Consider the following 25,581-nt stretch of genomic DNA (forward strand, 5'->3'; position numbering starts at 1 on the left):
TGTAAATTCCGATTGACATACTTGGTATTTATCGGTAAAGTATAGAATAATTCAATAGCTGTCAACCGGGCAGCCGGAGACCTGTGAAGCCTTGATCTGTATGTTCGTCAGATGAAGTGCTCGGAGGTCTTTTTGTGCTTGGATGCTGACTTATCTTATTCTATTTGATCTGGGGTACCGCGTATGAATATTGAAAACATTGAGGCATTTGTTTATGTGTATCACTACGGCAGTTTTAATAAAGTAGCGGAAGTTTTGTTCCTGTCGCAACCCTCGGTTACTGCCCGCATTCAATCGCTCGAACGCGAGTTGGACATTCGGCTGTTCGACCGGTTGGGCAAGCAAGTACAGCTCACGGAGAAAGGCAGGCAGTTTTTGCCTTATGCCCAGCAGCTGCTGCAGGTGTATCAGAAAGGCAAGCAGCACATCCAGCGCCAGCGGACGGATCCACAGGAGCTTCGATTGGGCTGCACCGTGTCTGCCTCCAACTATATGCTGCCGGAATTGCTGCCTAAGCTGAAACGTCAGTTTCCGGGACTTCAAATCAAATTAACAACAGCAGGGACCGACGAAATCATGTCTAAAGTTCTGAATAAAGAGCTGGATATCGGTTTTGTTCGGAATATTAGCCATCCTAATTTGCATTCGGTCAAGTATTACGAAGATCCTATCCGGTTATATGCCTATGCGGACCATCCGCTTGTAGGTCAAAAAGAGGTGCCTCTTGATTTGATCCTCGACCATCCCTTCGTGTTTTTCGAATGCGGATCGCTCGATTGGCTGCGAATTCACAGGCTGTTTCAAAGTTTGGATAAACCTCCGGCCATCGAAATCCAGACCGATAACGCAGAGACGGCCAAGAAGCTTGTTTTGAATAAGGCAGGCCTCTGTTTCCTCCCGGGTCTATGCGTCGATAAGGAAGTGCGCGAGCAGCTTCTGCATCCTGTAGATTTAGCGGGAGTAGCGAGCGTCGCTCTGCAGACGAATTTGATTAGTTTGAATGGCGAGCAGTCGGAGATTTTGCAGTTTTTTCTGGCGAATCGAAGCGGGCACGAAAGATAAACAATCAGGAGGAAACACCATGGCGGAAGTTAGCATCAACAAACCACATATATTTCAACAAAAACTGGTGGATATCCGGCGTCACCTTCATCAGTTTCCGGAGCTGTCCCATGAGGAGTTCGAGACAACGGCGTTTATCCGAACGACGCTGGAGGCCGCCGGTATCCGAATTGTCTCCGAATTTCATCTGGAAACAGGCTTGATTGCCGAGGTCGGGGGGCTGCAAGGGGGGCCAATCCTCGCGCTGCGAGCCGATATCGATGCGCTGCCGATTCAAGAGGAGACAGGACTCAGCTTCGCTTCCAAGTATGGAGGCAAAATGCATGCCTGCGGCCATGATTTTCACACCGCTGCTTTGATAGGCGTGGCATTACTTCTAAAAGAGAGGGAGCACGAGCTGGTTGGGAGCGTTCGTTTGGTGTTTCAACCGGCGGAAGAAAAGGCTGCCGGTGCTCAAAAGGTGATCAAAACCGGAGCGCTAAAAGGCGTTCGTGCGATCTATGGCATGCACAATAAGCCAGATCTGCCTGTAGGCACGATCGGGATTCGCCCGGGTGCACTGATGGCTGCGGCCGACGGTTTTCTCGTCGAACTGGAAGGTGTTGGCTCGCATGCTGCCGTGCCAGAAGCTAGCGCAGATCCGGTCGTAGCGGCGGCTTATCTGGTCACGGCTCTCCAGTCGATTGTCAGCCGCAATGTAAGTCCCCTCGAAAGCGCGGTTGTCAGCGTAACGCGACTGCATACGGGGACCGCCTGGAACATCATACCGGAGAAAGCGATCTTGGACGGTACGGTGCGAACGTTCGACGCCGAGGTCCGCACCCGAGTCAAGCAGCGCTTCGGTGAAATTGTGACAGGCATCGCTTCGGCCTATGGGGTCAAAGCATCGCTGCGCTGGCTCCAGGGTCCGCCGCCCGTGAACAACGATGCGGCGCTTGCCGAAGCGGCTGGCAAGGCGGCTAAGCGGCTTGGCTTTGAGGTCACGACACCAACGCCCTCCCCGGCCGGTGAAGATTTTGCTTTTTACCAGCAGGATATACCGGGATTTTTTGCCTTTATGGGAACATCAGGACCTCAGGAATGGCACCATCCTGCTTTTGATATCGATGAAAGGGCTTTGTCCGTTTCGGCCTTGTTTTTTACCGAATTGGCAGTCGATGAGCTGAACCGGTTTGCCGCGGAGGGTTAGGCCCTGGAGGCCTTGGAGGAGGTCAGGCATGAAAAATTCGTTTGAAGTGATCGTTGTCGGAGCCGGGTCCATGGGCATGAGCGCAGGCTACTATCTGGCCAGGCGGGGAGTCCGCACCTTGATGATCGATTCGTATGATCCCCCGCACGAAAATGGAAGCCATCATGGAGAGCCGCGGTTAATCCGCCATGCCTATAGCGGGGGGAAGTCCTATATCAATTTGGCGTTGGACGCCGACCGCTTATGGAGGGAACTCGAGGATGCCAGCGGGCAAAAGCTGCTTGCTCGCTCCGGCGTGCTCAATATGGCCGATCGATCAATCGGCAAATTCATACCCAGATTACCTGGCTGCGCAGAAGCAGGCGTTCAAGTGGAAATGCTGGATGCGGCAGAGGTTCACCGGCGCTATGCAGGCATTACGCTGCCTGAAAATTATGAAGCGATGTATGAACCCAATGCCGGATATTTATTCAGCGAGCAGTGTATCGCCGCTTACCGCAAGTTGGCTTTGGCCGAAGGCGCCATGCTGCTGCCCTATAATCCGGTTCAGCATATTCAGGCGGATGGCGCAGGTGTCCGTGTACGTACACGGGCTGGAGAATTTTCAGCGGATCAATTGATTATAACCGCCGGGGCCTGGTTCAAGCATTTAGAACCATTCGTGACATTGCCGATTCGGGCTGTTCGCAAAACGGTGGGGTGGTTTCGAACGGAACCACATTTTTACGACGCAGGCATTTTTCCGGGATTTACGCTCGAAACGCAAGAGGGAGCTTATTACGGCTTTCCGAACATTAACGGCGCGGGTATCAAAATCGGCCGTCACGACGGGGGATTACCTTGGTCTCCAGGGGAGCAGGCTGCGCCATTCGGACATCTTGAGGAGGATGAAGGGGATTTGCGCCGCACCTTATCCGCTTACCTGCCGCAGTCAGCAGGGGAGCTGCTGCAAAGTGCAGTCTGCAAATACGAGTTAACTCCCGATGAGCATTTCATCATTGACCGCCATCCGCTTTATGCCAATGTTTATCTGGCTGGCGGGTTCTCAGGGCATGGTTTCAAATTTGCAAGTGCGGTTGGTTCACTGCTTGCCGATCTTGTTCAACAAGTGCCAACCACGGTGGATCTGAGTACTTTTTCACTGTCACGTTTTAATCACATAAAATCTTAGGAGGAAGAGAAATGAGCAAGAAAAAAATAAAGTTAGGTGCCATCCTTCACGGTGTTGGAGGAAATATATCGGGATGGAGACACCCGGATGCCATTACAGATGCCAGTGTGAATTTTGAACTCTATAAAAAATGGACGCGGAAAGCGGAAGAAGGCAAGTTTGACTTCGTCTTCATTGCAGACGGTTTGTATATTACCGAGAAATCCATTCCTCATTTTCTAAATCGGTTTGAACCGATTACTATTCTGAGCGCTTTGGCAGGCATTAGCTCCAAAATTGGTCTGGTAGGCACGTTGTCAACGTCCTATAGTGAACCTTTTACAGTTGCCCGGCAATTCGGCTCTCTGGATGTGATTAGCGGCGGCAGAGCGGGATGGAATGTTGTGACGTCTCCCTTGGAAGGTTCTGCGCTCAACTATGGCAAGCGGGAAGACCAGCATCCGGCTCATGCCGAGCGGTATCGGATTGCGAATGAGTATTTGGAAGTCACGACGGGACTATGGGATTCCTGGGAAGACGATGCTTTTGTGAGAGACAAAGAGAAAGGTATATTCTTCGATCCATCGAAGCTGCACACTTTGAACCATAAGGGCGAGTTTTTCTCCGTCAAAGGTCCGCTTAATGTCGCACGCTCCAAGCAAGGGCAGCCGGTTATTTTCCAGGCGGGTGCATCGGAAGACGGTAAAAACTTCGCTGCTAAAGTAGCGAATGCCATTTTCACCGGTCAGGAGACATTGGAGGATGCCCAAAAGTATTATGCCGATGTAAAAGGACGTGCGAAAGCGTTGGGTCGCAATCCCGATGAAATCGTCATTCTTCCGGGCATAGGGCCTATTGTAGGCCGAACTCAGGAAGAAGCAGAGCGTAAGTATCAGGAAATTGCGAATCTCACGTCGATCGACAAAGCACTTGATTTCCTAGGCCGCTTCTACGAGCATCACGACTTCTCGCAATATCCGCTGGATGAGCCGTTCCCTGAGCTTAGCGATCTTGGCCGCAATAGCTTCCAAAGCGCAACGGACAAAATGAAAGCATGGGCGAAAGCGGAAGGATTAACGCTTCGCCAGGTAGCCCTCCAAGTAGCCACGCCGAAGCCAACCTTCCTGGGAACGCCGGAAGTTGTCGCTGATAAGCTGCAGGCATGGTTTGAAGAAGGCGGAGCCGATGGCTTCATTGTAGGAAGCGCCACACCTCAAGGCCTCGAGGACTTCGTTGAACTTGTCGTGCCGATTCTGCAGGAGCGCGGTTTGTTCCGCGAAGAGTATGAAGCGGATACGCTAAGGGGCAACCTAGGGTTACCGACACCGGAAAACCGCTATACGAAACAAAGTCAGACTGTTGCACAGAGCTGATTTGAATAAGCAAGGACAAACCGGGACTCTTAGGGGTTCCGGTTTGTTGTTGTTAGAGCTGGGCATCCGGGTAGAAATCCGCTTGCGCTGGAGTTTACTCCATGCTTTACAATGCAGGGGTGTACAAGTGAGATGAACGAGTTCAGGGAGGAAGATAAACATGGAAAATAATAATCAAGTGACACCTCAACATCCGATCCATTCTGGATTTGGCGCGCAATCAACAGCCCGGGAGGTATTGGAAGGACAAGATCTAAGCGGGAAGATCGCCATCGTGACCGGCGGGTACTCAGGCGTCGGACTTGAAACAACCCGCGCGCTAGCTGAAGCAGGGGCGACCGTCATTGTTCCGGCACGTACACCGGAGAAAGCTCGCACATCCGTTGCCGGCATCCCTCGGGTTGAACTGGCGGAGCTGGATTTGATAGATCCTGCATCCATAGACGCATTTGCCAAGCAGTTTCTGGACTCTGGTCGTCCACTGGATATCCTGATCAATAACGCAGGTATCATGGCTCCTCCGTATGTTCTTGACAAACGCGGCTACGAATCCCAATTTGCAACCAATCATTTGGGGCACTTTCAGCTGACGCTGCGTCTTTGGCCGGCCTTGAAACAGGCGGGAAGCGCGCGGGTCGTCTCTGTTTCTTCAACCGGGGTTCGTTTCGGAGGCGTTAATTTTGACGATATTCATTTCAAGGAGCAGGAGTACAATAAATGGAAAGCATACGGCCAGTCGAAGTCGGCGAATGCGCTTTTTGCCGTTGCGTTGGACAAGCGGGGGAAGGCGTATGGAGTGCGCGCTTTCTCTGTGCATCCCGGCAGAATTATGACGGATTTGGTTCGATTTATGTCCGATGAGGAAAAGGTTGCCGCAAACGGGGTATTCAAAACGGCCGAGCAAGGAGCGGCTACGAGCGTATGGTGCGCGACCAGTAAACAACTGAACGGGAAAGGCGGCGTCTACTGCCTGGATGCCGATATTGCCGAGGTTGTTCCGGCCGATGCTCCGCAAGGGCTGAGCCAAGTCATAGAAGGCGTATTTCCATGGGCGATCGATCCGGATTTGGCCGAGCGGCTATGGCAGGTTAGCGAAGAGATGACCCATATTAAGTTCATGGCCTGATCTTAGGGGTCATCCAATGATTTGGAAAGAAGGGGAAGAATGGAGCCGACTTTTTCAATTGCTGAGATCTCCGATAAGACCGGACTCAGTTATGATACGATACGTTATTATGAGAAAATTGGATTAATGCCTACGATTAAGCGTGGTAAAACCGGGCAGAGGGAATACGATCAGGAAGATTTGAGCCGAATTATTTTCGTAACGAAGCTAAAAAGAACTAACATGCCCCTTAAGGAAATTGAAAGGTATATGACCCTGGCAGCCAATCATGAATATGAGAGCTGCCACCGCATACTCATGGAGCATCAACGCAAGATTAAGGCCCAGATTAATGAAATGCAAGAAGCTCTGTCTGTCATGAATTTTAAACTTACACATTATGAAGATCTTATAGAGCATCATTCCAAGCCTCGTGGATAGATAAAATTACTTAGTAGATAACGCCGATTACTCCAGCTATTTTGCGCGTCTGAGCTACTTTTGCTTAACTAACTGGACTTTCTACCGCTAATTTCAGCAAATCCGTCGATTTTCGACCGTCAGCAACGATTTAGATGGAGTTTCTCCAGCTATCTCTTTCCTTGCACCGGATTTGCTTCGATTAGCGGTAATTTTCCATTTTTAAGGGAGCACTTGTGTATTCAGAGTCAGGAAGTATCATTAACGGTCCCAATAATCATTAGCTCAGATTAACGGGCGATATGATCAAATGATTGTTTCGGAACCGCATTCAAAACTGATAAGCTGTGGATGTTCCAAAATAATCCAATTGGATTTGGTGATGTGAGGGGGGATAAAACGACTTGTAAGCGATTTCAGTTGTTTATGCCAATTAAACGCGGGAGGAATTCATTTGAGAAAAAGTGTTGCAAAGGTATCGAATTACGTTCTATTGTTTGCTCTTGTAATCTCTTTAATCGGAACAGGATTAGTAACGAAGGTTGCGCAAGCCTCCAGTATTTCGATCACGAATAGTGGAGGGTGGAATGAGACGGCTTTCGTTGAATGGTCACCTGTAAGCAATGCTCAAGGATATAATGTGTTTGTTAAGCCAGCAGCTGCAGCAGATTCGCAATATAAACAAATAGATACTCAACTGATACGTAAGTACGCTGCTTATTGGAGAGCCGATGCAGTAGGGCTCGCAGCTGGAAATTATATCATGAAAGTGGAAGTTGTCCTGTCAGATGGTTCCAAAGAAAGCATTGTTTCAAATGCGATATCCGTAGCGCCGCACGACAGATCCGGTTTTGCTTTTGCAAATAACTCTCCGTTTGGTACGGGTTCAGGTGCTTATAATGAGGATGGTACACTTAAGAATGGCGCTCAAGTTCTGTATGTCACATCTACAACTGCGAAAACGGTAACCCTTGGTGTGAAAATCAATAGCGCTGGCGATTTACAAACAGGTGTTGGACTAGGTTCAATTCTGGCACTCAGACAAAAAGGCTATGATAAAACACCGCTCGCGATCCGATTTATTGGAAAAGTTACAGCCTCTGACATGAGTGGACAACTAAACAGCAGTGGATTCCTTGAAGTAAAAGGGAAATCCAATTATTCAGAAATGAACATCACATTAGAAGGTATCGGAAAAGATGCCTATGCGTATGGATGGGGAATGCTGCTTAGATACGTGGGCAATGTAGAAGTTAGAAACCTAGGCATCATGTTATTCCCTGACGATGGTCTTTCACTTGATACAGGCAATGCCAATGTATGGCTGCATAATAATGATATTTTCTATGGAACAGCAGGAGGAGACGCTGACCAGGCAAAAGGCGATGGCTCCACGGATCTGAAAAAAGGAACAACGTATATTACAGTCGCTTATAATCATTACTGGGATTCTGGCAAAGCTGCTCTTGTCGGTTTGAGTGAGTCGTCCGAATTTTTTGTAACCTTTAACCATAACTGGTTTGATCATTCAGACTCTCGCCATCCGCGGATCAGAACGGGAACGATTCATATTTACAATAACTTTTTTGACGGCGTCTCCAAATACGGTGTTGGCGCTACAACAGGCAGCTCTGCATTCGTAGAATCCAATTATTTCAGGCATACCAAAAATCCAATGCTCATTTCCTTACAAGGAACGGATATGCATGATGGGGAAGGCACATTCTCTGGGGAACCTGGCGGTATGATTAAAGCCTACAACAATCTTATTCTTGATCCTGGCAGTATCATTTATGCGAATTCCGATAGTGGAACAGCCCCGGCCAGTGCTACACAATTCGATGCTTACTTAGCTTCAACAAGAAATCAAACCGTTCCAAATACATTCAAAACAGTATCAGGCGGCACAGCTTATAATAATTTTGATACTGCAATTGATACGGGTGTGATTGCCTCTAACATTGATGCTGTAGGCACTGTTGAGCAAGTTGTTACGACAGAAGCCGGCCGCCTTGGTAGTGGAGATTTTACATGGGAGTTCAATGATTCCGTTGATGACACGTCCTCTATCCTGAATACAGCACTGATGTCTAAAATACAAAGTTACACGACCCAGCTTGTATCTGTAGGTGGTAATTCAACTGGATCAACACCGACGCCAACGCCGACACCACCGACGGCAACACCAACACCAACGCCTCCGACATCAACACCAACACCGCCGGTACAAACACCACCGCCTGCATCGACAATTGTCCATAACTTCACGACAGATGGAAAAACAAGCAGCTTTTTCAATATCCAAGGGAACCTCTCCACTTCCAAGGGAACCGTGGTATATAACGGTTTAACATTAACGCAATGTTTAAAAATCGAGTCTGCCACGAGTATTGGGTTCACTTCAACAACAGCTGCAACATTAACCTTAGTTCTGAATACGGCAGAAGGAACAAAAATTAAAATAGACGGAACAAGCTATGCGATTGCAAATGGCACTGTCAGCGTATCGCTTGCCCCTGGCGCGCATACCATCACTAAGGATGACGTTACGAATCTTTTTTACATGAAACTAGAATAGAAATAGATGGCTGCACTCTCGTTCAGGAACTATGATCCCGTCATAGTTCCTTTTTTTTGTGGTAAAATATAGGTTAAGGAGTGATGGAAATGGCGCGTGTGTTATTTATTAATGGCGGCTCAGAGGGACATATCAATCCAACTATTGGCATGGTGCAAGAACTGATTTCACGTGGGGAAGAGGTTGTGTACTTTTGTATCGAGGCTTATCGGGAGCGCATAGAAAAGACGGGAGCTTCCGTACGAACATTTGACGATCAGAAATTTATCAAAGCTTTTATTTCCGGCGGGAGAGATTATTTGCTTGAGAGAATCAACGGTCTTTTGCTTACGGCAGATATCGTGATTCCTAGTGTTCTTGAGCAGATTGAAAATGAGCATTTTGATTACATCATTCATGATTCGATGTTTGGTTGCGGCCATTTGCTTGCGCAAATTCTTAAGCTTCCGGCAATCAACTCTTGTACTTCTTTTGCACAGACGAAAGGCTCGTTTGATCAATTAGTGGAACAAATTTCTACGAGAATCCCTACAGAAACCCTTAAATCTATCGATGATAAATTTCAAAGCTTAACGTCAAAATTACAGGAACAATATGCTGTGGGGATCCCTTCACGCTATGAAGTGTTTTGTAATCCTGCGTCTCTTACAATCGTTTATACAACTAGGGAGTTTCAGCCTAATGGCGCAGCGTTTGACCCTACCTTTAAATTTGTAGGTCCGTCCATTGCTTCGCGGGTGCCGCAAGAGAACTTTGAGCTTGCAGCAATTGTAGGAAAGGAACCCATTTACATTTCACTGGGGACAGTTTTTAACCAAGCCATAGATTTCTATAAGCTTTGTTTTGAGGCATTGGGGAACACGGATCATACGGTTGTCATGTCTATTGGGAATAGGGCACAGATGGCTGATCTCGGGGAGATCCCTTCAAACTTCATCGTGAAAAATTATGTTCCACAAACAGAGTTACTGCCCTATACCAAATTATTTATTACACATGGTGGAATGAATAGTGCCCATGAAGGTCTCTATTACGGGGTTCCGCTAATTGTCATCCCACAAAGCGCCGATCAGCCGATGGTTGCCGCGCAAGTCGCCTCTATCGGGGCAGGCATGCAATTGCAAATGCAAAGCTTGACAGCGAATCAACTGCGGGAAGCCGTAGACCATGTGTTAAGCGAACCCTCTTACAAGATTGCTGTAGCAAATACGAGGGAATCCCTCAGGCAATCAGGCGGGTACCGGCAAGCTGTTGACGAGATTTTTAAGTATAAAAGGCAAGATGAATAATCGAGGAACGTTAGTCAAATATCAAACCGGAGGCTGCCGCGTGCAGCCTCTTACACGCGGAACGAGTGAAATAGACTATTTAAATTTTCTTCAGAATAGGATAGTAAAAAATGAAAGGAAGGTCGAGATCGCATGAAAATGAGCGGGAATACGATACTTATCACTGGAGGGTCATCCGGCATCGGCTTCGAATTTGCCGTGCAGCTGATAAAGCAGGGGAATACCGTCATCATAACGGGGCGGGATCAAGCGAGGCTGGATGCAGCGAAGATAAAGCTGCCAACGGTACATACGATACAAAGTGATGCTGGGGATCCTAAGGCAATTGCAGCTTTGTTTGAAACGGTTGTGAAGCAATTTCCCGAGCTTAATGTGCTAATCAACAACGCAGGATTCATGCGCAGGCTTAATCTACATGATCAGGATGTTGATCTGGAGGATCTAAACCGCGAGATCGCGACGAATTTGAGCGGTCCGATCCGGATGGTGAAGCAATTTCTTTCACATTTGAAAATGCAAGAGTCGGCTGCGATCCTGAACGTATCGTCGGGCCTCGCCTTCGTCCCGCTGCCGATTTCGCCGGTGTATTGCGCAGCAAAAGCAGGAATTCACTCTTTTACACAGTCGCTGAGAGTACAGCTCAAAAACACAAGGGTAAAAGTGTTCGAACTAGCGCCTCCTCTGACGGATACTCCGCTCGTAGACTCGTTCGACCCGGCGGATCTGGCGGGATCGAAGGCGATGAACGTCTCCATCATGGTGGGCGCTGCGATTCGGGGGATGGAGCAGGATCACTTCGAAATCCGGCCTGGGCAAAGCAACGCTTTGAAGCTTATGAATCGAATCGCACCAAAGTTTATATTCAGCCAGCTCAGCAAATCGGCGGACAAGATGCTAAGTGAGCAAAATTAATTATAAATTAATTATATTATTTTTTAAAAAAATGACTGGGAATTATAGTGTATGATTTATAGTTAAATTGTAATGAGTAACTTGATATAACTATTTTCATTAGTTATAATGCTATAATAAGGATCGGAAGTTCAACAAAGGAGTAACAATCATGGCACCAAGAAACAGTATTAACTTGAACAACATTTTGAAAGCGGCAGCGGAAATCGTAGATACGAGCGGTGTTGAAGAATTGACATTAACGGCCCTTGCTCAAAAGCTGGATATTCGGTCGCCTTCCCTGTACAACCATTTCAATGGTCTCGTAGGAATTCGGAAATTGCTTTCTGTTTACGGATTGGAGCAGCTTCTCAACGTTCTGATACGCGCTGCGATTGGACGCTCCGGTGACGAAGCGATTCATGAGATGGCGAAAGCATATGTGAAATTCGCAAGGTCGCATCCTGGTCTATATGAAGTGACGCTGCAAGCTGCGGACCCGCAAGACGCTGAAGTGGTTAAAGTCGGCCAGGAAATCGTCGATCTCGTGACGCAAGTATTGAAAGCGTATCAACTTGAAGAGTTGGACGCCATCCATATGGCACGAGCGTTGCGGAGCATCTTGCATGGTTTTGCTTCGCTGGAGCAGAAGGGCGGCTTCGGCCTTCCCTATGATCTGGACGATAGTTTACAAATGATTATCGATACGTTCTTGGCCGGTTTGCATGCGCGCTATCCAAGCGCTGCTCTGAAAGCGAGATAAAACAACCCCCGCATCCACCCTTCGGAGTGGTGCGGGGGTTGTTTGGTTTTTAATGAACAATTGCAGATGCCTTGGCATTGACTTCAGGATCCGCTTCCAACTTTTCTTTGCTCATCGCTATGGCTGACAAAACGGTAAGCAGTGCTGGAATCAAAGCCCAGCCAAATGTAAGCACAATGGAAGAAGACAATGCTTGGGTGATGGTATCAAGTACCGATTCGGGAATGTTCATCCGGACAGCTGGATCAAGAAGGGCGTGCGGATCGGTAAGCGCCATCCCTTGCGGGAGCTGGTCTTTGACGGCAGCACTCGATGCCAGCTTGTTCATGAAAGATTGGCTTTGAATGATACCGAAAATCGTAATGCCTACCGTCATGCCGAGCGAACGGAGGAAAGTTAGCGTTGAACTGGCCGAACCGCGTTGGTTGGCTTCAATAGCATGAATTGAAGCATTTCCCAGGACGGAGAATGAAAATCCGATACCTAGACCAACAATGATCATGTATGTTGTAACGAGAAGTTGGGAGGAGCCCGAAGATAACGTGGTTAATAAATAGATGCCGGCTGCAAACATAATCGAAGCCGGTATCATGATAGCCCGGTAACTGAATTTACTCATCAAAAAGCCGCCAATGGTTGCAGTAACAACGGTTCCCAGCATCATTGGAAGAAGAACCAGTCCCGAGTTGGTGGCGGAACCACCGAGCACACCCTGAATGAAGATCGGTGTATAAACCGACGTGATGACGAAGGCTGCCCCACCGAATATCGCGGTTGCATTGCTCATGGCATACAACCTCTTTTTAAACATGGCGAAGGGAATAATTGGTTCTGCGGCACGCGTTTCGGCAATCAGGAATAAGACGGTCAGGATACCGAAACCTCCAAACAAGCCAATAATCAGACCCGGATTCGTACCAAGCGGCCTCCCGGTAAGTTCTAAGCCGAACATCAGACACACGATTGCTCCGACTAAAGTCAGTGCTCCCCACCAGTCGATCTTCTGTTTAGAATGCTCATGAGATTCTTGGTAGAATAGGGCGACAAAAAGAAGCGCAAGGAATCCGATCGGGAGATTGATGTAAAATACCCAATGCCAGTTAATGTGATCCGTAATGAAGGCGCCGATCAAAGGGCCAAAGATGCTGGCAATTCCGAATACAGCGCCGAATAAGCCGCCAAGCTTTCCTCGATTTTCCGCAGGTACGACATCATACATAATCGTGAAAGCAATGGGAATGATAGCGCCACCGCTAATTCCCTGAATAGCGCGATAAATGCTAAGCTGAATCATGGATTGTGCAGTTCCACAGAGAATGGACCCGATCATAAAGACAATGACGCCGAATACAAAAAACTTCTTACGACCGTACATATCGGAAAGCTTACCGAAGATTGGCATCCCTGCCATTTCAGAAATCATATACGCAGATGACACCCAAACGAATTTATCTAATCCCCCAAGATCTCCGACAATGGTTCCCATGGCGGTGGTAACAATGGTATTATCCATCGACGCCATCAGAATGCCTAATAACAGGCCTGCGAACACAATACCCAACTTCTTATTTTTTTGTTGCAGCATGTCACGTACCTCCATTAGTTTCCAGCCGTTACCTTTGCGAGAGGCGGCTTTTTCGAAATAAACTCACAGCCATCCATAAACATCCAATCGCTACAACAAAGCCGTGAGCCACCCTGATTGGCTGTGTTCCCACAAATTGTGGAATGTAGAGCAGGAATCCTAGAGCAAGGGGAATACCGCTCCACTTCGGCAGAATACGCGATTTCCAAATGCCAATGGCGGTTAAGATGCAACCAATTGCCAGTGATAAGAGCCCAATTAGAATCATAGTGAATCCAGGTCCGAAACGGACGACATTCGCCATACCGATTAAGTCTGAGTTCTGCAGCTTAATAGCTTCCTGTCCGATGGCATGCAGGCCAAAAACTTCAGCACCGTAAAAGGGCAGTGTCAGACCCATTCCCAGCAAACTCAAAACAAATCCCAGGAATGCAAGGCGATCCGTGTATGTTTCTTGGAGAAAAAGGTAAAACCCCAATAAGCCAAAAGTTAGAAGAATGAATGCGAGCATCGCCATAACGTGCGCAATCAACCATTCCGGCGAGGCGAACGCCGCCGCCCCCGACAAGGATGCTTCATCCGAGAAAGGGCGAATTGCCGGATAAAGGACAAACAGGATGCCGGAGATGCCTAATCCGATGCTTGTCAGCTGAATCCGAAACACATTCGCAGATTTGGATGAACGGGTATAGATCTTATTTTCGTGCGTGATCGTCACTTTCCCCGCAGACACACTTGATTTCATGCCAACAGACCTCCAGTAGATTAAGGATAGATTCAACCCTTATGAATGTTATGTTTTCATTATCATAAAACTAATTAACTTAGTTAGTCAACTTATTATTTTATTATTAAATTACTTAAATTAATTGACAGACTAATTATATTAGTCTAAATTCAAAGTAGTTTCATCATAATAAGTACTTGACTGTAACGAGAGAAGTGGAGGGAAAACAAATGCGCATTTTGCTAACTGGCGGTTCAGGGTTTATAGGGACAAACTTGACCAATCATTTGTTTCAGAAGCATCCAGACTACACAATCATTAATTTTTCTCCTTACAGAGCGGGAAGCCGGGCTATGAATGTCGCGCGATTCCAAGCAAATCCCAATTACATTTATGTTGACGGAATGATCGAGAATGAGCTGGCTCTTGTACGTGCTTTTGGTTTAGGGGTGGATGTCGTGGTGAATTTGGCGGGACAAACGCACATTGACCGAAGTTTGCAGACACCTGGTTCGCTCATTAGCGCCAATGTCATTGGATCGCAAATGGTCCTGGATATGGCACGGAAGTTTAGTGTCAAGCGCGTGATACAAATTTCTTCCGCTGAAGTGTACGGCCCCGTACTTAAAGGGAGCGAGGTGTCGGAAACGTATCGTCTTGCCCCTGTCAATCCTTATGGAGCAAGCAAAGTCGCGACCGAATTGATTACTCAGTCGTACCATCAGGCGTTTGGCATGGATACGATTATAACCCGATGCTCCAACAATTATGGTCAATATCAGACACCGGAGAAATTGATGCCTCTTGTGATTACGAATGCCCTTCAAAACAGGCCGATTCCGTTATACGGTGATGGGGAACAAATGCGGGACTGGCTGCATATTGAAGACCATTGTTCCGCTCTTGACGCGATTATTCATCATGGAGTCGCCGGTTCCGTTTACAATATTTCGGGAAATCAAACGGCTACCACGAAGGAAATTGTGCAAACGGTGCTTCAATGTTTAGACCGTCCATGGTCATTGGTGCAGTCTGTCCCTGATCGGCCAGGGAACTTTGACAGATACCCGCTTAGTTGTGACAAGTTGACTGCGGATACCGGATGGAAACCGACTTACCGACTCGAGGAAGGAATCCGTGAGACAGCTTCATGGTATCAAAGCAATGCCGAGTGGTGGACCGCTCAAGGAGAAGTAACTACGATCCATTAGGAGGATGATCAGATGAAAGGCATTATTCTAGCTGGCGGGCAGGGGACACGGCTATACCCGCTTACCATTTCCGTGACGAAACATTTGCTGCCCATTTACGATAAACCCATGATATATTACCCGCTCTCTGTTCTGATGCTGGCCGGTATTCGCGAGATTCTGATCATCGGTACGCAGCAGGATACCCCGCGTTACCAAGGTTTGTTCGGAGACGGGAGTACGTTAGGCCTATCGATTTCTTATGCAGTGCAAGAGCATCCGGGAGGTCTGGCTGAAGCTTTTCTGATCGGAGAATCGTTCATTGGCAACGATGATGTTGCGCTCATTCTGGGGGACAACATCTTCTTCGGTCAAGGTTTTACAGCCATGCTGCAGGAAACGGTGAAAAACAGGAATGGAGCTACCGTGTTCGGTTACCGCGTCAAGGATCCGTCCCGATTTGGCGTTGTCGAGTTTGATGCGAATAATCGTGTATTATCGGTTGAGGAGAAACCGATGCATCCGAAATCAGATTATGCGGTGACAGGGTTATATTTCTACGATAATGACGTCGTTCGGATTGCCAAGTCGCTTAAACCGTCTGCGCGAGGAGAATTGGAGATAACGGATTTGAATGCTGTTTATTTGGCGCAGAAGAAGCTGCGTGTAACGGTGCTTGGTCGGGGTTTAGCTTGGCTCGATGCCGGTACGCATGATTCCTTAATGCAAGCTTCGCAGTTCATCGAGACATTGGAGAAACGGCAAGGATTCAAGATCGCGTGCATCGAGGAAATTGCATTTCATTTAAACTATATTAATCAGGATCAGCTGATTCACATTGCCAAACGATTGAAGAACGAATATGGTCAGTATTTGCTGGACATTGTTGAAAGAGATCACAATAAGCACACGACTGCGTCCAATAGAATGGAGGTGCATTTGGCATGAAACTCTCTTATCCAATGAACCCCAATGCCATCCTGGTAACTGGTGGCTATGGATTCATCGGCTCCAACTTTATCCTTCATATGCTGTCCAAATATCCGGATTACGAAATTGTGAACCTGGACAAGTTGACCTATGCCGCCTCGGAAGACTTTAATGAGCAAGTGGAAAAGTTCACTCACTATACGTTCCTGCAGGGATCGATTGAGAATCAAGAGTTGGTTGATTTTATTTTTACAGCGTATAACATCCGTGGTGTCGTGCATTTTGCAGCCGAATCTCATGTGGACAATTCGATTTCGAACCCCGGCGTATTTGTTCAAACCAATATCGTCGGCACATTCACGTTGTTGAATGCAGTGATGCGGCATTGGATGGATGGCCCGGGTGAAGCAAAGGCGGGTTACGAAGATTGCCGCTTCCACCACATTTCAACGGATGAAGTCTATGGAGCCCTTGGGGAGACAGGAAAGTTCTCGGAAGAAAGCAAATATGCCCCGAATAGCCCCTACAGCGCGAGCAAAGCGAGCTCCGATCTGCTCGTGAGAAGCTTTAACCGCACTTATGGCCTTAATGCGGTAATCACCAATTGCTCCAACAATTACGGGCCACGGCAGCATGACGAAAAGCTCATTCCGACAGTGATTCGTTCCGCCCTTCAATTGCGGCCGATACCGATTTATGGCAACGGCCGCAATGTGCGGGATTGGCTCCATGTGCAAGATCACGTCGAGGCGATCGATCTTGTTTATCACAACGGGATCAACGGCGAGACCTATAACGTGGGCTCGGATAACGAACGCAATAATCTGAGCTTGGCGCTGGAAATTTGCGCGATTCTGGATGAATTGGCATCTGAACGGCTGAGGGAAGCGGGCTTATCCAGCTACAGCGAACTGATTCAGTTCGTTCATGATCGGCCCGGGCATGATTGGCGTTATGCGATCGATTGCAGCAAGATGTACCAAGAATTGGGCTGGAAAGCCAGTATTTCGTTTGGCTCGGGGCTGCGCCAAACCATTGAATGGTACAGGGAGCTCTATCAGCCGAAGCAAACGGTAGGTGTATAAGTTGGCACCAAGAAATAGTATTAACTTAAACGTTATTTTGCAAGCGGCTACAGAAATTGTTGACACAGGCGGGGTGGAAGAATTATCAATCACCTCGCTTGCGCAAAAGCTCGATATCCGTTCCCCATCGCTTTACAATCATTTTAAAGGCCTTCCAGCCATTCGCAAACTGCTCTCCATCTATGGGTTGGAGCAACTTCTTAATGTGCTTATCCGTGCGGCAATTGGCCGTTCCGGTGACGAAGCGATTCGCGAAATGGCCAAAGCTTATGTTGCTTTTGCAAGGTCGCATCCCGGTCTCTATGAGGTCACACTCCTGGCTGCTGGACCTCAAGAGCCAGATTCACAGGAGGTCGGACAAGAAATTGTAGATCTCGTCACCCAGGTGTTGAAAGTGTATCAGCTTGAGGAAAAGGATGCCATTCATATGGCCCGCGCTTTGCGGAGCATTTTGCACGGCTTTGCTTCGCTTGAACAAAAGGGAGGCTTTGGTCTGCCGTTTGATTTGGACATAAGCTTACAGACGATTATCGATACGTTCTTGGCTGGGCTGCATGTCCGCTTATCCCAAACAGCTCATTAATTCTATATATAAAATCCCGCATCCTCCTTGACGGAGAATGCGGGATTTTGGTCTTGGCGTTGATTAAGCAAAACTAAGCGTTTTCTCTGAACTTTTTTGAGCCGGTGGATGAGAAACTTCCGATGCCATGTTTTCGAGGCATTGAAGGGAGAGCGAGTAGGCGTCAAGAGCTTCAATCTCTTTTTGCAACTTGGTGACTCTTTGCTTAAAGCTAGGATTGGCAAACAATTGGTCAACCGCCTGTCCGACTTCCTCCGCTGTTACCCGGTTCGATTTAAGGCTGATGCCGATTCCGGACCAATCGACGCGGGCACTGACTTCGCTTTTATCTTCGGATTTCCCCCACACGATAAGCGGAACTCCGTGTTGGATGGCATAATGAACTCCGCCATACCCGGCATTGGTCACCATGGCATCCAGATGAGGCATGAGAAGCGAATAGGGAATAAATCGTTCTACCTTGACATTGTCCGGCAATTGAAAAGGTAGATTCGTCAGCGGTTTGTTGCCCGTTGTAGCTACAACCAGAACGTCTTTATTCGCCAGTGCTTGAATCGCAGGAAACATCAATTGATTAAAATCTTCATTCGCCAGCGTCCCTTGCGTGACAAGTACAACACGTTTGGCTGTCTGCAATTCCCCCCACCAGGATGGGAGCGGGAAATCATGTGCGGGAGTGGTTAAATTGAAGGGCCCAACAAATTGTACATTAGAAGGAAGATTGCGGTTCGGGTATTCAAAGGAAGGACATGTCCCTTGCAGGTACACATCCGAATAAAAGACGGCTGCGTCAAATACCCAGTGATTCAAGTTAGGAAGTCCCATTTTCTTTAAGATATTGTTAAAATGCTGCTGCTCTTTGCGAAACACGATTTTCTGAACAAGGAAATGCAGCAGGCTGTTCCGTAGGCGTCCGAAAGAGGAATCGATAGGCTTGATGCCGAGTCCGAACGGCGCAATGTCTTTGCTGGTGACCGATAAGGGCAGCATGCCGAGACAAACCGTCTTTATTTGATCCCCGCGTCTGCGCAGCGGAATAATGCCCGTGTAGGTAGGGCAGATCACAAGCACGTCCGGTTTGAAGGTTTCGCGAATCGCTTTCACATCCTTATCAAATCCTTCCATGGTGCCGCCAATGATGTTGCGGACCCCCCATTTGAACTGTTTGAGGCCCTTTAATTCCATGTACTTGGGAAAATGTTCATTCAGTGTGGAGCCGCTGAAATTCTTGAGGTGGGTGAATGGAACGAAAGTGACGCCGGTAGATTGAATTTTCTCTTTAAAAAGCGAACTGCCGTACCAGACGACCTCATGACCTCGTTCAACAAGTTTTCTGGCTAAAGGAATTGTCGGATTTACGTGTCCATCAGAAGGCCATACTGCGATTAGAAAGCGTGCCAAATTTTCTCCTCCTAATAACTTTTGATTTGGGGTGTGAAATCGTATGTAGGTGAAGCCATTATGCTAATATTAATAAATTCTTTACTTCATGTTGTTGTTGACAAACTAAAGTAATTAGTTTAATTTTTATGTGTATTAGCTTATCATAAAGGTCAATATCAGTCAACAGACGTTGGAATGCTTCGGTACCTTGCCGGGGACTAATCAAACTCAAGGAGGATTTGTTATGAATCAAGTCATTCAGGCTGATGTATGTATTGTTGGAGCTGGTCCCGCAGGTGCAATGTTAGGATTATTGCTTGCCAAACAAAGTGATCTTGAAGTAGTGGTATTGGAACAACATCAAGCATTTTCAAGGGAGTTTCGTGGGGAGTCGATTTCTCAAGGGTCGGTAGTCATTCTGAATGAATTGGACATTCTCGATGATCTCAAAAAGCACGGTTTTTTGCAGGTGGAAGGGCTGGAGATGTATGACCAGGGGGATAAAATCTTCTCCGTCAACTTTCATGAATTTCCTTATGAACAGAAGTTTATTATCGATTTGCCGCAACCGGTTTTAATTGGGGCCATATTGGACAAAGCCGGAGAATATCCTAATTTCCATTTGAAAATGGGAGCAACGGGAGTTGAGCTCATTGAACTGGATGGGCAAATCAAGGGGGCTGTGTATCGTGAAAAATCCGGGGAATTGGTGACGGTTAATAGTTCCGTCGTCGTAGATGCAAGCGGACGGTACACACGAATTCGCGAGATGGCCGGCATTCCTGCCAAAATTGAACATTTCAAGCGGGATGCCGTTTGGTTCCGCGTCCCGCGCCCTGAAGGATGGGAAAGTACAACCCGGATTAAAGTCGACGGGCATCAGCATTTGATTATTTTGCCTACTTATCCGGATCAACTGCGTGTTGGTATTAACATTGCTAAAGGTGCTTATCAGGAATTTAGAAAACAAGATATTAGTGTTTTCTATGACACCGTTTGTAGACTGGAACCTCAGTTGGACGGTATCGTACAGCAACATATTCAAAGCTGGAAAGATACGGTTCTTCTTGATATTTTCACGGCAGAGGTCTCTCGTTGGTCTCGCGACGGACTTGTCTTGATTGGAGATTCGGCGCATACGGTTTCCCCAATATTAGGACAAGGGGTCAACTTGGCTATTCAAGATGCGTATGAATTGGCGCCTGTCATCTTAGACTATCTTGCTCTAAATCCGGAATCGGTCATTCCGCAAGAAGCATTCCAGTCTTTCCAAGCGAGACGCCAGGAACATGTGGGCTTTATTCAAGCGTTTCAGGCTGATCAAGAAAAGGACCTTATGGCTGAAAGCGATGAAGACATGATGAAAAGACGTATGAAGATGCAGATGCTTAATCAGTCTCCTATGAAAGTGGAGCTTGCTACGAAAATGGCGTATGGAATCATTAGAGAGAATCTCATCCATGTCCACTAAATCCAACCTAATGGACAATCGTTTAAGCGGGACGGATGGATTCAGGGCAATGGCCTGTCTGGCCGTCATTTTCCACCACCTGTCGCAATTTCTGGCGATGCAGGCGCAGTCGCCTTGGATGCAGGAGCTGCAATCCTTTTTGCTGATGGGGAATGCTGGAGTAAGTGTGTTCTTTGTATTAAGCGGGTATTTATTGGCTTCACCATATTGGCAAAAGTACCTTGACGGCAGCGCATATCCGAATATTAAGCAGTATGTAATTAGGCGCGCAGCCAGAATCATGCCAGGTTATTATATAGCAGTTATAGTTGCAACGTTGATTACGGTTCTATTTCATGTACCAACGGAGCACTTCTGGGCGCGGTTGATGGCAGAACTAACGTTTACGGCAGGTTTTCATTACATCACATTGTTCCCTAATGAAGTGAACGGTCCTTTATGGTCTATTAGCTTTGAAGTCTTTTGTTATGTATTGATGCCTCTGTTTATGTTCGGCTTATATCGCTGGAAATTCAAGCAACGGTCTATTCGGAATGGGCTGTTGTATTGGGTGGGGGTATTTGTCTTTATCATTGGTCTAAACCAAATGGTACATCTGTTTTTTCCTACGGGCAATGAAGGGAAAGGCTGGGACTATGGCTGGATTGGCGGTGCCAAGTATTGGATGCCGAACTATAATCCTGTCGGTTTTTTCGGCCAGTTCACCATTGGGATCCTCGCTGCCGGTGTGTCTGCAGGACTGCGCCAAAGCTCTCATGGAATCAACAGGATTCGAGCCATGGGGGTATTCGATATTGTGAGTTTAGGAGGACTTCTTGGCTCGTTTGCGCTCTTGTGGTTCGTACGCCACATGCCTGAATTCAGTTTGAGTTTACAAAAACAGCCCTTTTTCTTCCCGTTTTATTCCTTGCTCATAGCCATTAGTTTGTGCGCTGCTTCACAATCGAGATGGGCTGCAAACCTATTGGATAATCGCGTGTTTAAGTTTACGTCTAAAGTGTCATTTGGACTGTATCTTTGGCATTTTGTGATCATTGGTGTCTCCTCGGTCACGTGGGCTAAGGACTTCCAGTACATGGGCACCCAAAGTCTAAGCACTTGGCTCAGTGTGTCCGGTGTCGTTCTAGTCGTCTCTTTCCTATTCGCCACGCTTTCCTTTTATTTCGTTGAAAAGCCGGTCCTTTACTGGTCTCACGGTAAGAGAAAATTTATGGGGAATACGCCTCAACCTTTATTGGAAGCGTGACATGATTCATTAATTTCCATGCTTCATTACTGGCTGTTAGGGGTGTCACTGCAGCTATTTTTTATTTTATTCATCCCATAATTAATTTTATTTTCAATCTAACTAACTTGATTAGTAAAATGATAATATGTGCTTATGAGTTGTGAAATGGTGGTGTGGTCAATTTTGTTGATCTTAAATTGGGTAAACTTAGCGCTCAGAGGGCTTATGGAGCTAGGCATTGTCGTTGCTTTAGCTTACTGGGGGTATCATAGCGGTAAAAACGCGACGCAAAGCACGCTGCTAAGCATCGGAGCACCCTTGTTGATTTTTGGGTTTTGGAGCTTGTTCGATTTTCGAAAAGTGGTTGCCACGCCTGAACCTTATCGGCTTGTTCAGGAGCTAATCTTATCCGGTTTAGCCGCAGCAGCATGGTGTTCAGCAGGCCAGCGAACCCTTGGCCTAACGCTTGGATTAATTTCGATCGTACATCATGCCTTGGTGTATGTGTTGGGGGAAAGGCTCTTGAAATAACGAATAGGGGACAGGATAATGTCATTTAAGCATTGAATAAAAATACAAATATAGGGAATTTATTTATTCGCGTTTACAAAAATTATATTAGTTAATTAAATAATCATATTATTTAATTATAAAATATATTAGTATTAACTTTAACCACTTTAAGATTATATCTTAACTATTTTTTAACTTGCCTAATATATTTTATCTTGTTATCTTGAGAATCAATGGAAATATTTGAGTGGAGAGTGTAAAAAGTAAGAAATTATTGAATTTATGTAAAATCTTAAATTTGGGTGGAGGACTTTATGAAACTGAAACCAAATAAGCGTGTCGTCGTTACAGGAATAGGTATCATTTGTTCGCTTGGAGCAGACAAGTCTCAAGTTCTTGCCAAAATGAAGAAAAATGAAACAGGTATTGGCTCCATGACCCGATTCGAGACAGACAAATTTATTAGCCGAATTGGCGCCGAAGTGAAGGACTATCACCCAGAGAACTACTTCTCGGTGGAGGAACAAGAACTGTATGACAATTGCAGCCAATTCGGGATTATCGCCGCTAAAGAAGCGATGGCCGAGAGCGGTATTGCCATAACCGGTGAGAATGCGGCTCGTTTCGGTGTCGCGTTCGGCACCTGCAACGGGGGAATTAACTCCTTGGAAGAGCAAGCGACGGTTACAGAGCTCGATGTAGATCGGACTTCGCGTTATCCGTTCTTTCAGCAAGGAGACAATATTGCCATGTATTTCGGTATGCAGGGTCCTGTCAATACCTTGAATACGGCTTGCGCCGCAAGCGGTAATGCGATTGGCTATGCGTACGATATGATCACGGCCGGCTACGCTGATAAGATGCTGGCTGGCGGTTCGGATTCCATGTCATCTTCGGTTTATGCGGGATTCAACGTCCTGCAGGCACTGAACACAGTCCCTTGTTCACCTTACAATAACAAGTTCGGTTTAAGCTTGGGAGAAGGTGCAGCTTTCGTCGTGCTGGAGTCCTTGGAGAGTGCACTGGCACGGAATGCCACGATTTATTCTGAAATTTGCGGATACGGTTTGAGCAGCGACGCCTATCATGAAACGGCGCCTGAGCCCGAAGGGAAAGGCATCCAGTTGGCAGTCGAGTTTGCCTTAAGCAACGCTGGCATATCGAAGGATCAGATCGACTATATTAATACGCACGGTACCGGGACGAAAGCCAACGATTCAGCGGAGTTATATGGTTTGCGCCAACTGTTTGGCGAAGAGCGATTCAATCAAATTTTGATCAGTTCAAGCAAGGCCTACTTCGGCCATAACTTAGGTGCAGCAGCCTCGATCGAATACGTAACGACGCTTCTCGCGCTGCAAGAAGGACTGCTGCCGGCTACCCTTCATTTTGAAACACCGCGCGAAGGTGTGAATCCAATTAATCTTGTTGTCAACGAGATGAGAGAAAGTAGTGTGAGATACTTCTTATGCAATAACTCCGCTTTTGGAGGTCATAATTGTTCCATCGTTTCTTATAACTGGGCTGATAGGGGGAGAATAACAGAAGAGTTACATGAGTTAAATGAATTAAAAACGGAAGAACCAAAACGAGTAGCTATCGTTGGACTTGGAACGGTTTCCCGATTCGGACACCGCTCAGGCAGTATTCTTCCTTGGCTTACTGAAGAGGAGATGGCAGTGACGGCAGCAGAGACCACCTTCTCCCTGAAAGAATATAACAAAGAATTATATGAACGTAGAATGAACTCACTTTCCCAATACAGCATTGGAGCCGCACATCTGGCCCTTCAAGATGCAGACCTCTCGATTAATGAGAATAGCTGTGATATCGGCTTATTCTACGGGACATCTCGGGGAAGCTTGGAAAGCGCGCAAAAATATTTATCGGCTATTTTTGAAAAAGGGCTCGAGCATGCGAGTGGCGTCTATTTTCCGGATATGGTGCTCAACTCGACAGCCGGGAAAATTGCTAAGAAGCTAGGCCTTAGGGGTTATGGTACTTCAATGAGTACAGGCGGCAACGATGGATTAAACAGTGCGCTATACGGCTACGAGACGATTCGCGCAGGAATTCAAACATACAGTCTAATTGGCGCAGGAGACGAGCGTTCTTTATTTTCGAAGCAAGTAGATACTGCCCTAGGTCTGGACAATATTCCCTATGAGATGGGCGAAGGCAGCGCATTTCTCGTATTTATGGATCTGGCACAGGCGAAGTTCGCAGGAAAAAAAGTATACGCTGAGCTTAAGGGTTTTGGAACAGCTTTTAGCGGAGCCAAAGGCGGCTCTGAAGTCAGTGTAGTAAAGCGTACTATAGAGATGGCTTTAGCACGGTCCGGTGTTGAAGCTTCTTCCATAGGTTTTGTACTATTTAACAGTTTTCTTGGCATGGACGAGCATTCAGCTGAACGAGAGGCGCTTGATGAAGTATTTTCCGGTATGGATCTGCCTGTGGTGTGTCTGAATGATCGCTTTGGCTATTGTGAGTCAGCAGGTTCCTTATTCCATTTGAGCGCCGCCGTTGATATTTTACAGGCCAATAAACAGATCTCTGACAACGGGTTGGATGTTGCTGCAGCAGCTGCTTTTGTAAACAAAGGGATGATAGGAAACCACGCTCTTGTCGTGAGTTCTTCCATTAATGGTAATTATACAGCCGTCGTCGTTGCCCCTGGAGAGCAATAAGCATTGTGAGGAGCGGTTTCAAGGAACGATTCCTAATTCGGAGTCGATTCATGAACATATAAAAAAAGATCTGATGGGAGAGAAAAATGATGAAAAATGTAGAAGAAATTAAGTTTGCTATTAAACAGAATATTTTGATTGACCGCCTTGAGCTGGAGGACATTACGGCAGAGGAAATCGAGGATAATGCTCCATTGTTCGGTGAAGGTCTTGGACTGGACTCCGTTGAGGCGCTTGATGTTGTAGCCGGATTAGAAGCGGAGTTTGGCGTTAAATTGCACGGTATGGATCAAGAAGCAATCAGAAAGCACTTCTATTCGGTAGAGACATTATCCCAATTTGTTTCCGAGCAATTGTCCGCTGTAGCGAATTAATCATC

22 protein-coding genes are annotated in these 25,581 nt (G+C 46.9%); 19 read left to right on the plus strand and 3 right to left on the minus strand.

Going from position 1 to position 25,581, the window contains the following annotated elements:
- Positions 1 to 183 precede the first annotated feature (183 nt).
- The 10 genes from AC3WTJ_RS03860 (at position 184) to AC3WTJ_RS03905 (ending at position 11,820) form a co-directional block, all read left to right on the plus strand.
- On the plus strand, positions 184 to 1,062 hold the full coding sequence (locus AC3WTJ_RS03860; RefSeq protein ID WP_407868604.1) for a LysR family transcriptional regulator: 879 nt from the start codon (positions 184 to 186) through the stop codon (positions 1,060 to 1,062).
- A gap of 19 nt (positions 1,063 to 1,081) precedes the next feature.
- Complete coding sequence (locus AC3WTJ_RS03865; protein WP_492520971.1) at positions 1,082 to 2,251, plus strand: amidohydrolase; 1,170 nt, start codon at positions 1,082 to 1,084, stop codon at positions 2,249 to 2,251.
- Positions 2,252 to 2,279: 28 nt separating this feature from the next.
- Positions 2,280 to 3,422 carry an N-methyl-L-tryptophan oxidase gene (gene solA, locus AC3WTJ_RS03870; protein WP_492520646.1) on the plus strand — a complete coding sequence of 381 codons (1,143 nt, stop codon included), beginning with the start codon at positions 2,280 to 2,282 and terminating at the stop codon, positions 3,420 to 3,422.
- A gap of 11 nt (positions 3,423 to 3,433) precedes the next feature.
- The gene (locus tag AC3WTJ_RS03875) at positions 3,434 to 4,774 is read left to right on the plus strand and encodes an LLM class flavin-dependent oxidoreductase (RefSeq protein ID WP_492520647.1); all 1,341 of its coding nucleotides are present in this window, start codon (positions 3,434 to 3,436) and stop codon (positions 4,772 to 4,774) included.
- A gap of 160 nt (positions 4,775 to 4,934) precedes the next feature.
- Positions 4,935 to 5,900 carry an oxidoreductase gene (locus AC3WTJ_RS03880; protein WP_492520648.1) on the plus strand — a complete coding sequence of 322 codons (966 nt, stop codon included), beginning with the start codon at positions 4,935 to 4,937 and terminating at the stop codon, positions 5,898 to 5,900.
- A 39-nt stretch (positions 5,901 to 5,939) separates the two neighbouring features.
- Positions 5,940 to 6,320 (plus strand): MerR family transcriptional regulator, encoded by a 381-nt coding sequence (locus AC3WTJ_RS03885; protein WP_492520649.1) that lies wholly within the window; start codon positions 5,940 to 5,942, stop codon positions 6,318 to 6,320.
- Between the two features lie 433 nt (positions 6,321 to 6,753).
- Entirely contained in the window at positions 6,754 to 8,877 is a 2,124-nt protein-coding gene (locus AC3WTJ_RS03890; RefSeq protein WP_492520650.1) for a pectate lyase family protein, read from the plus strand.
- Between the two features lie 89 nt (positions 8,878 to 8,966).
- Positions 8,967 to 10,166 carry a macrolide family glycosyltransferase gene (locus AC3WTJ_RS03895; protein WP_492520651.1) on the plus strand — a complete coding sequence of 400 codons (1,200 nt, stop codon included), beginning with the start codon at positions 8,967 to 8,969 and terminating at the stop codon, positions 10,164 to 10,166.
- Between the two features lie 132 nt (positions 10,167 to 10,298).
- Complete coding sequence (locus tag AC3WTJ_RS03900; RefSeq protein WP_492520652.1) at positions 10,299 to 11,078, plus strand: SDR family oxidoreductase; 780 nt, start codon at positions 10,299 to 10,301, stop codon at positions 11,076 to 11,078.
- Positions 11,079 to 11,229: 151 nt separating this feature from the next.
- Positions 11,230 to 11,820: a TetR-like C-terminal domain-containing protein gene (locus tag AC3WTJ_RS03905; protein WP_407868595.1), complete on the plus strand. Its 591-nt coding sequence runs from the start codon at positions 11,230 to 11,232 to the stop codon at positions 11,818 to 11,820.
- Positions 11,821 to 11,869: 49 nt separating this feature from the next.
- Here AC3WTJ_RS03905 and AC3WTJ_RS03910 read toward each other — a convergent pair whose 3' ends face one another.
- Both AC3WTJ_RS03910 and AC3WTJ_RS03915 read right to left on the minus strand, forming a co-directional pair.
- Entirely contained in the window at positions 11,870 to 13,405 is a 1,536-nt protein-coding gene (locus tag AC3WTJ_RS03910; RefSeq protein WP_492520653.1) for an MDR family MFS transporter, read from the minus strand.
- Positions 13,406 to 13,433: 28 nt separating this feature from the next.
- Positions 13,434 to 14,150 (minus strand): hypothetical protein, encoded by a 717-nt coding sequence (locus AC3WTJ_RS03915; RefSeq protein WP_492520654.1) that lies wholly within the window; start codon positions 14,148 to 14,150, stop codon positions 13,434 to 13,436.
- Positions 14,151 to 14,362: 212 nt separating this feature from the next.
- Here AC3WTJ_RS03915 and AC3WTJ_RS03920 point away from each other — a divergent pair, with 212 nt between their 5' ends.
- Genes AC3WTJ_RS03920 through AC3WTJ_RS03935 form a run of 4 tightly spaced genes read left to right on the plus strand, consistent with a single transcriptional unit; the run spans position 14,363 to position 17,920 of the window.
- Complete coding sequence (locus AC3WTJ_RS03920; protein ID WP_492520655.1) at positions 14,363 to 15,343, plus strand: dTDP-glucose 4,6-dehydratase; 981 nt, start codon at positions 14,363 to 14,365, stop codon at positions 15,341 to 15,343.
- A gap of 12 nt (positions 15,344 to 15,355) precedes the next feature.
- Positions 15,356 to 16,270 carry a glucose-1-phosphate thymidylyltransferase RfbA gene (rfbA, locus tag AC3WTJ_RS03925; protein ID WP_492520656.1) on the plus strand — a complete coding sequence of 305 codons (915 nt, stop codon included), beginning with the start codon at positions 15,356 to 15,358 and terminating at the stop codon, positions 16,268 to 16,270.
- Positions 16,267 to 17,337, plus strand: coding sequence for a dTDP-glucose 4,6-dehydratase (gene rfbB / locus AC3WTJ_RS03930; protein ID WP_492520657.1), 1,071 nt, complete (start codon positions 16,267 to 16,269; stop codon positions 17,335 to 17,337). The genes rfbA and rfbB overlap by 4 nt, the downstream gene beginning before the upstream one ends.
- A gap of 1 nt (position 17,338) precedes the next feature.
- A complete protein-coding gene (locus AC3WTJ_RS03935; RefSeq protein WP_407868589.1) occupies positions 17,339 to 17,920 on the plus strand; it encodes a TetR-like C-terminal domain-containing protein in 582 nt (193 codons plus the stop codon).
- 63 nt (positions 17,921 to 17,983) lie between these two features.
- Here AC3WTJ_RS03935 and AC3WTJ_RS03940 read toward each other — a convergent pair whose 3' ends face one another.
- Positions 17,984 to 19,321, minus strand: a complete 1,338-nt coding sequence (locus tag AC3WTJ_RS03940) for a glycosyltransferase (RefSeq protein ID WP_492520658.1) — start codon at positions 19,319 to 19,321, stop codon at positions 17,984 to 17,986.
- Positions 19,322 to 19,547: 226 nt separating this feature from the next.
- Between AC3WTJ_RS03940 and AC3WTJ_RS03945 the strand changes: the two genes are divergently transcribed.
- From AC3WTJ_RS03945 to AC3WTJ_RS03965, 5 genes are all read left to right on the plus strand, one after another.
- Positions 19,548 to 20,774 carry an FAD-dependent monooxygenase gene (locus AC3WTJ_RS03945; RefSeq protein WP_492520659.1) on the plus strand — a complete coding sequence of 409 codons (1,227 nt, stop codon included), beginning with the start codon at positions 19,548 to 19,550 and terminating at the stop codon, positions 20,772 to 20,774.
- Positions 20,764 to 22,020 carry an acyltransferase family protein gene (locus tag AC3WTJ_RS03950; RefSeq protein ID WP_492520660.1) on the plus strand — a complete coding sequence of 419 codons (1,257 nt, stop codon included), beginning with the start codon at positions 20,764 to 20,766 and terminating at the stop codon, positions 22,018 to 22,020. Before AC3WTJ_RS03945 ends, AC3WTJ_RS03950 begins: the two co-directional genes overlap by 11 nt.
- Before the next feature lie 165 nt (positions 22,021 to 22,185).
- Entirely contained in the window at positions 22,186 to 22,533 is a 348-nt protein-coding gene (locus AC3WTJ_RS03955; protein ID WP_492520661.1) for a YrdB family protein, read from the plus strand.
- 296 nt (positions 22,534 to 22,829) lie between these two features.
- Positions 22,830 to 25,202, plus strand: a complete 2,373-nt coding sequence (locus AC3WTJ_RS03960) for a beta-ketoacyl synthase N-terminal-like domain-containing protein (protein ID WP_492520662.1) — start codon at positions 22,830 to 22,832, stop codon at positions 25,200 to 25,202.
- Positions 25,203 to 25,288: 86 nt separating this feature from the next.
- Positions 25,289 to 25,576: a phosphopantetheine-binding protein gene (locus AC3WTJ_RS03965; protein ID WP_492520663.1), complete on the plus strand. Its 288-nt coding sequence runs from the start codon at positions 25,289 to 25,291 to the stop codon at positions 25,574 to 25,576.
- Positions 25,577 to 25,581: the final 5 nt, after the last annotated feature.

The sequence above is a fragment of the Paenibacillus sp. FW101-FHT12H11 genome, assembly GCF_058790355.1.

Bases quoted from the DNA above. Each gene is read 5' to 3' on its own strand.
- AC3WTJ_RS03860 (WP_407868604.1), top strand. From the start codon at position 184: ATGAATATTGAAAACATTGAGGCATTTGTTTATGTGTATCACTACGGC.
- AC3WTJ_RS03865 (WP_492520971.1), top strand. From the start codon at position 1,082: ATGGCGGAAGTTAGCATCAACAAACCACATATATTTCAACAAAAACTG.
- solA (WP_492520646.1), top strand. From the start codon at position 2,280: ATGAAAAATTCGTTTGAAGTGATCGTTGTCGGAGCCGGGTCCATGGGC.
- AC3WTJ_RS03875 (WP_492520647.1), top strand. From the start codon at position 3,434: ATGAGCAAGAAAAAAATAAAGTTAGGTGCCATCCTTCACGGTGTTGGA.
- AC3WTJ_RS03880 (WP_492520648.1), top strand. From the start codon at position 4,935: ATGGAAAATAATAATCAAGTGACACCTCAACATCCGATCCATTCTGGA.
- AC3WTJ_RS03885 (WP_492520649.1), top strand. From the start codon at position 5,940: ATGGAGCCGACTTTTTCAATTGCTGAGATCTCCGATAAGACCGGACTC.
- AC3WTJ_RS03895 (WP_492520651.1), top strand. From the start codon at position 8,967: ATGGCGCGTGTGTTATTTATTAATGGCGGCTCAGAGGGACATATCAAT.
- AC3WTJ_RS03900 (WP_492520652.1), top strand. From the start codon at position 10,299: ATGAAAATGAGCGGGAATACGATACTTATCACTGGAGGGTCATCCGGC.
- AC3WTJ_RS03905 (WP_407868595.1), top strand. From the start codon at position 11,230: ATGGCACCAAGAAACAGTATTAACTTGAACAACATTTTGAAAGCGGCA.
- AC3WTJ_RS03910 (WP_492520653.1), bottom strand. From the start codon at position 13,405: ATGCTGCAACAAAAAAATAAGAAGTTGGGTATTGTGTTCGCAGGCCTG.
- AC3WTJ_RS03915 (WP_492520654.1), bottom strand. From the start codon at position 14,150: ATGAAATCAAGTGTGTCTGCGGGGAAAGTGACGATCACGCACGAAAAT.
- AC3WTJ_RS03920 (WP_492520655.1), top strand. From the start codon at position 14,363: ATGCGCATTTTGCTAACTGGCGGTTCAGGGTTTATAGGGACAAACTTG.
- rfbA (WP_492520656.1), top strand. From the start codon at position 15,356: ATGAAAGGCATTATTCTAGCTGGCGGGCAGGGGACACGGCTATACCCG.
- rfbB (WP_492520657.1), top strand. From the start codon at position 16,267: ATGAAACTCTCTTATCCAATGAACCCCAATGCCATCCTGGTAACTGGT.
- AC3WTJ_RS03945 (WP_492520659.1), top strand. From the start codon at position 19,548: ATGAATCAAGTCATTCAGGCTGATGTATGTATTGTTGGAGCTGGTCCC.
- AC3WTJ_RS03950 (WP_492520660.1), top strand. From the start codon at position 20,764: ATGTCCACTAAATCCAACCTAATGGACAATCGTTTAAGCGGGACGGAT.
- AC3WTJ_RS03960 (WP_492520662.1), top strand. From the start codon at position 22,830: ATGAAACTGAAACCAAATAAGCGTGTCGTCGTTACAGGAATAGGTATC.
- AC3WTJ_RS03965 (WP_492520663.1), top strand. From the start codon at position 25,289: ATGATGAAAAATGTAGAAGAAATTAAGTTTGCTATTAAACAGAATATT.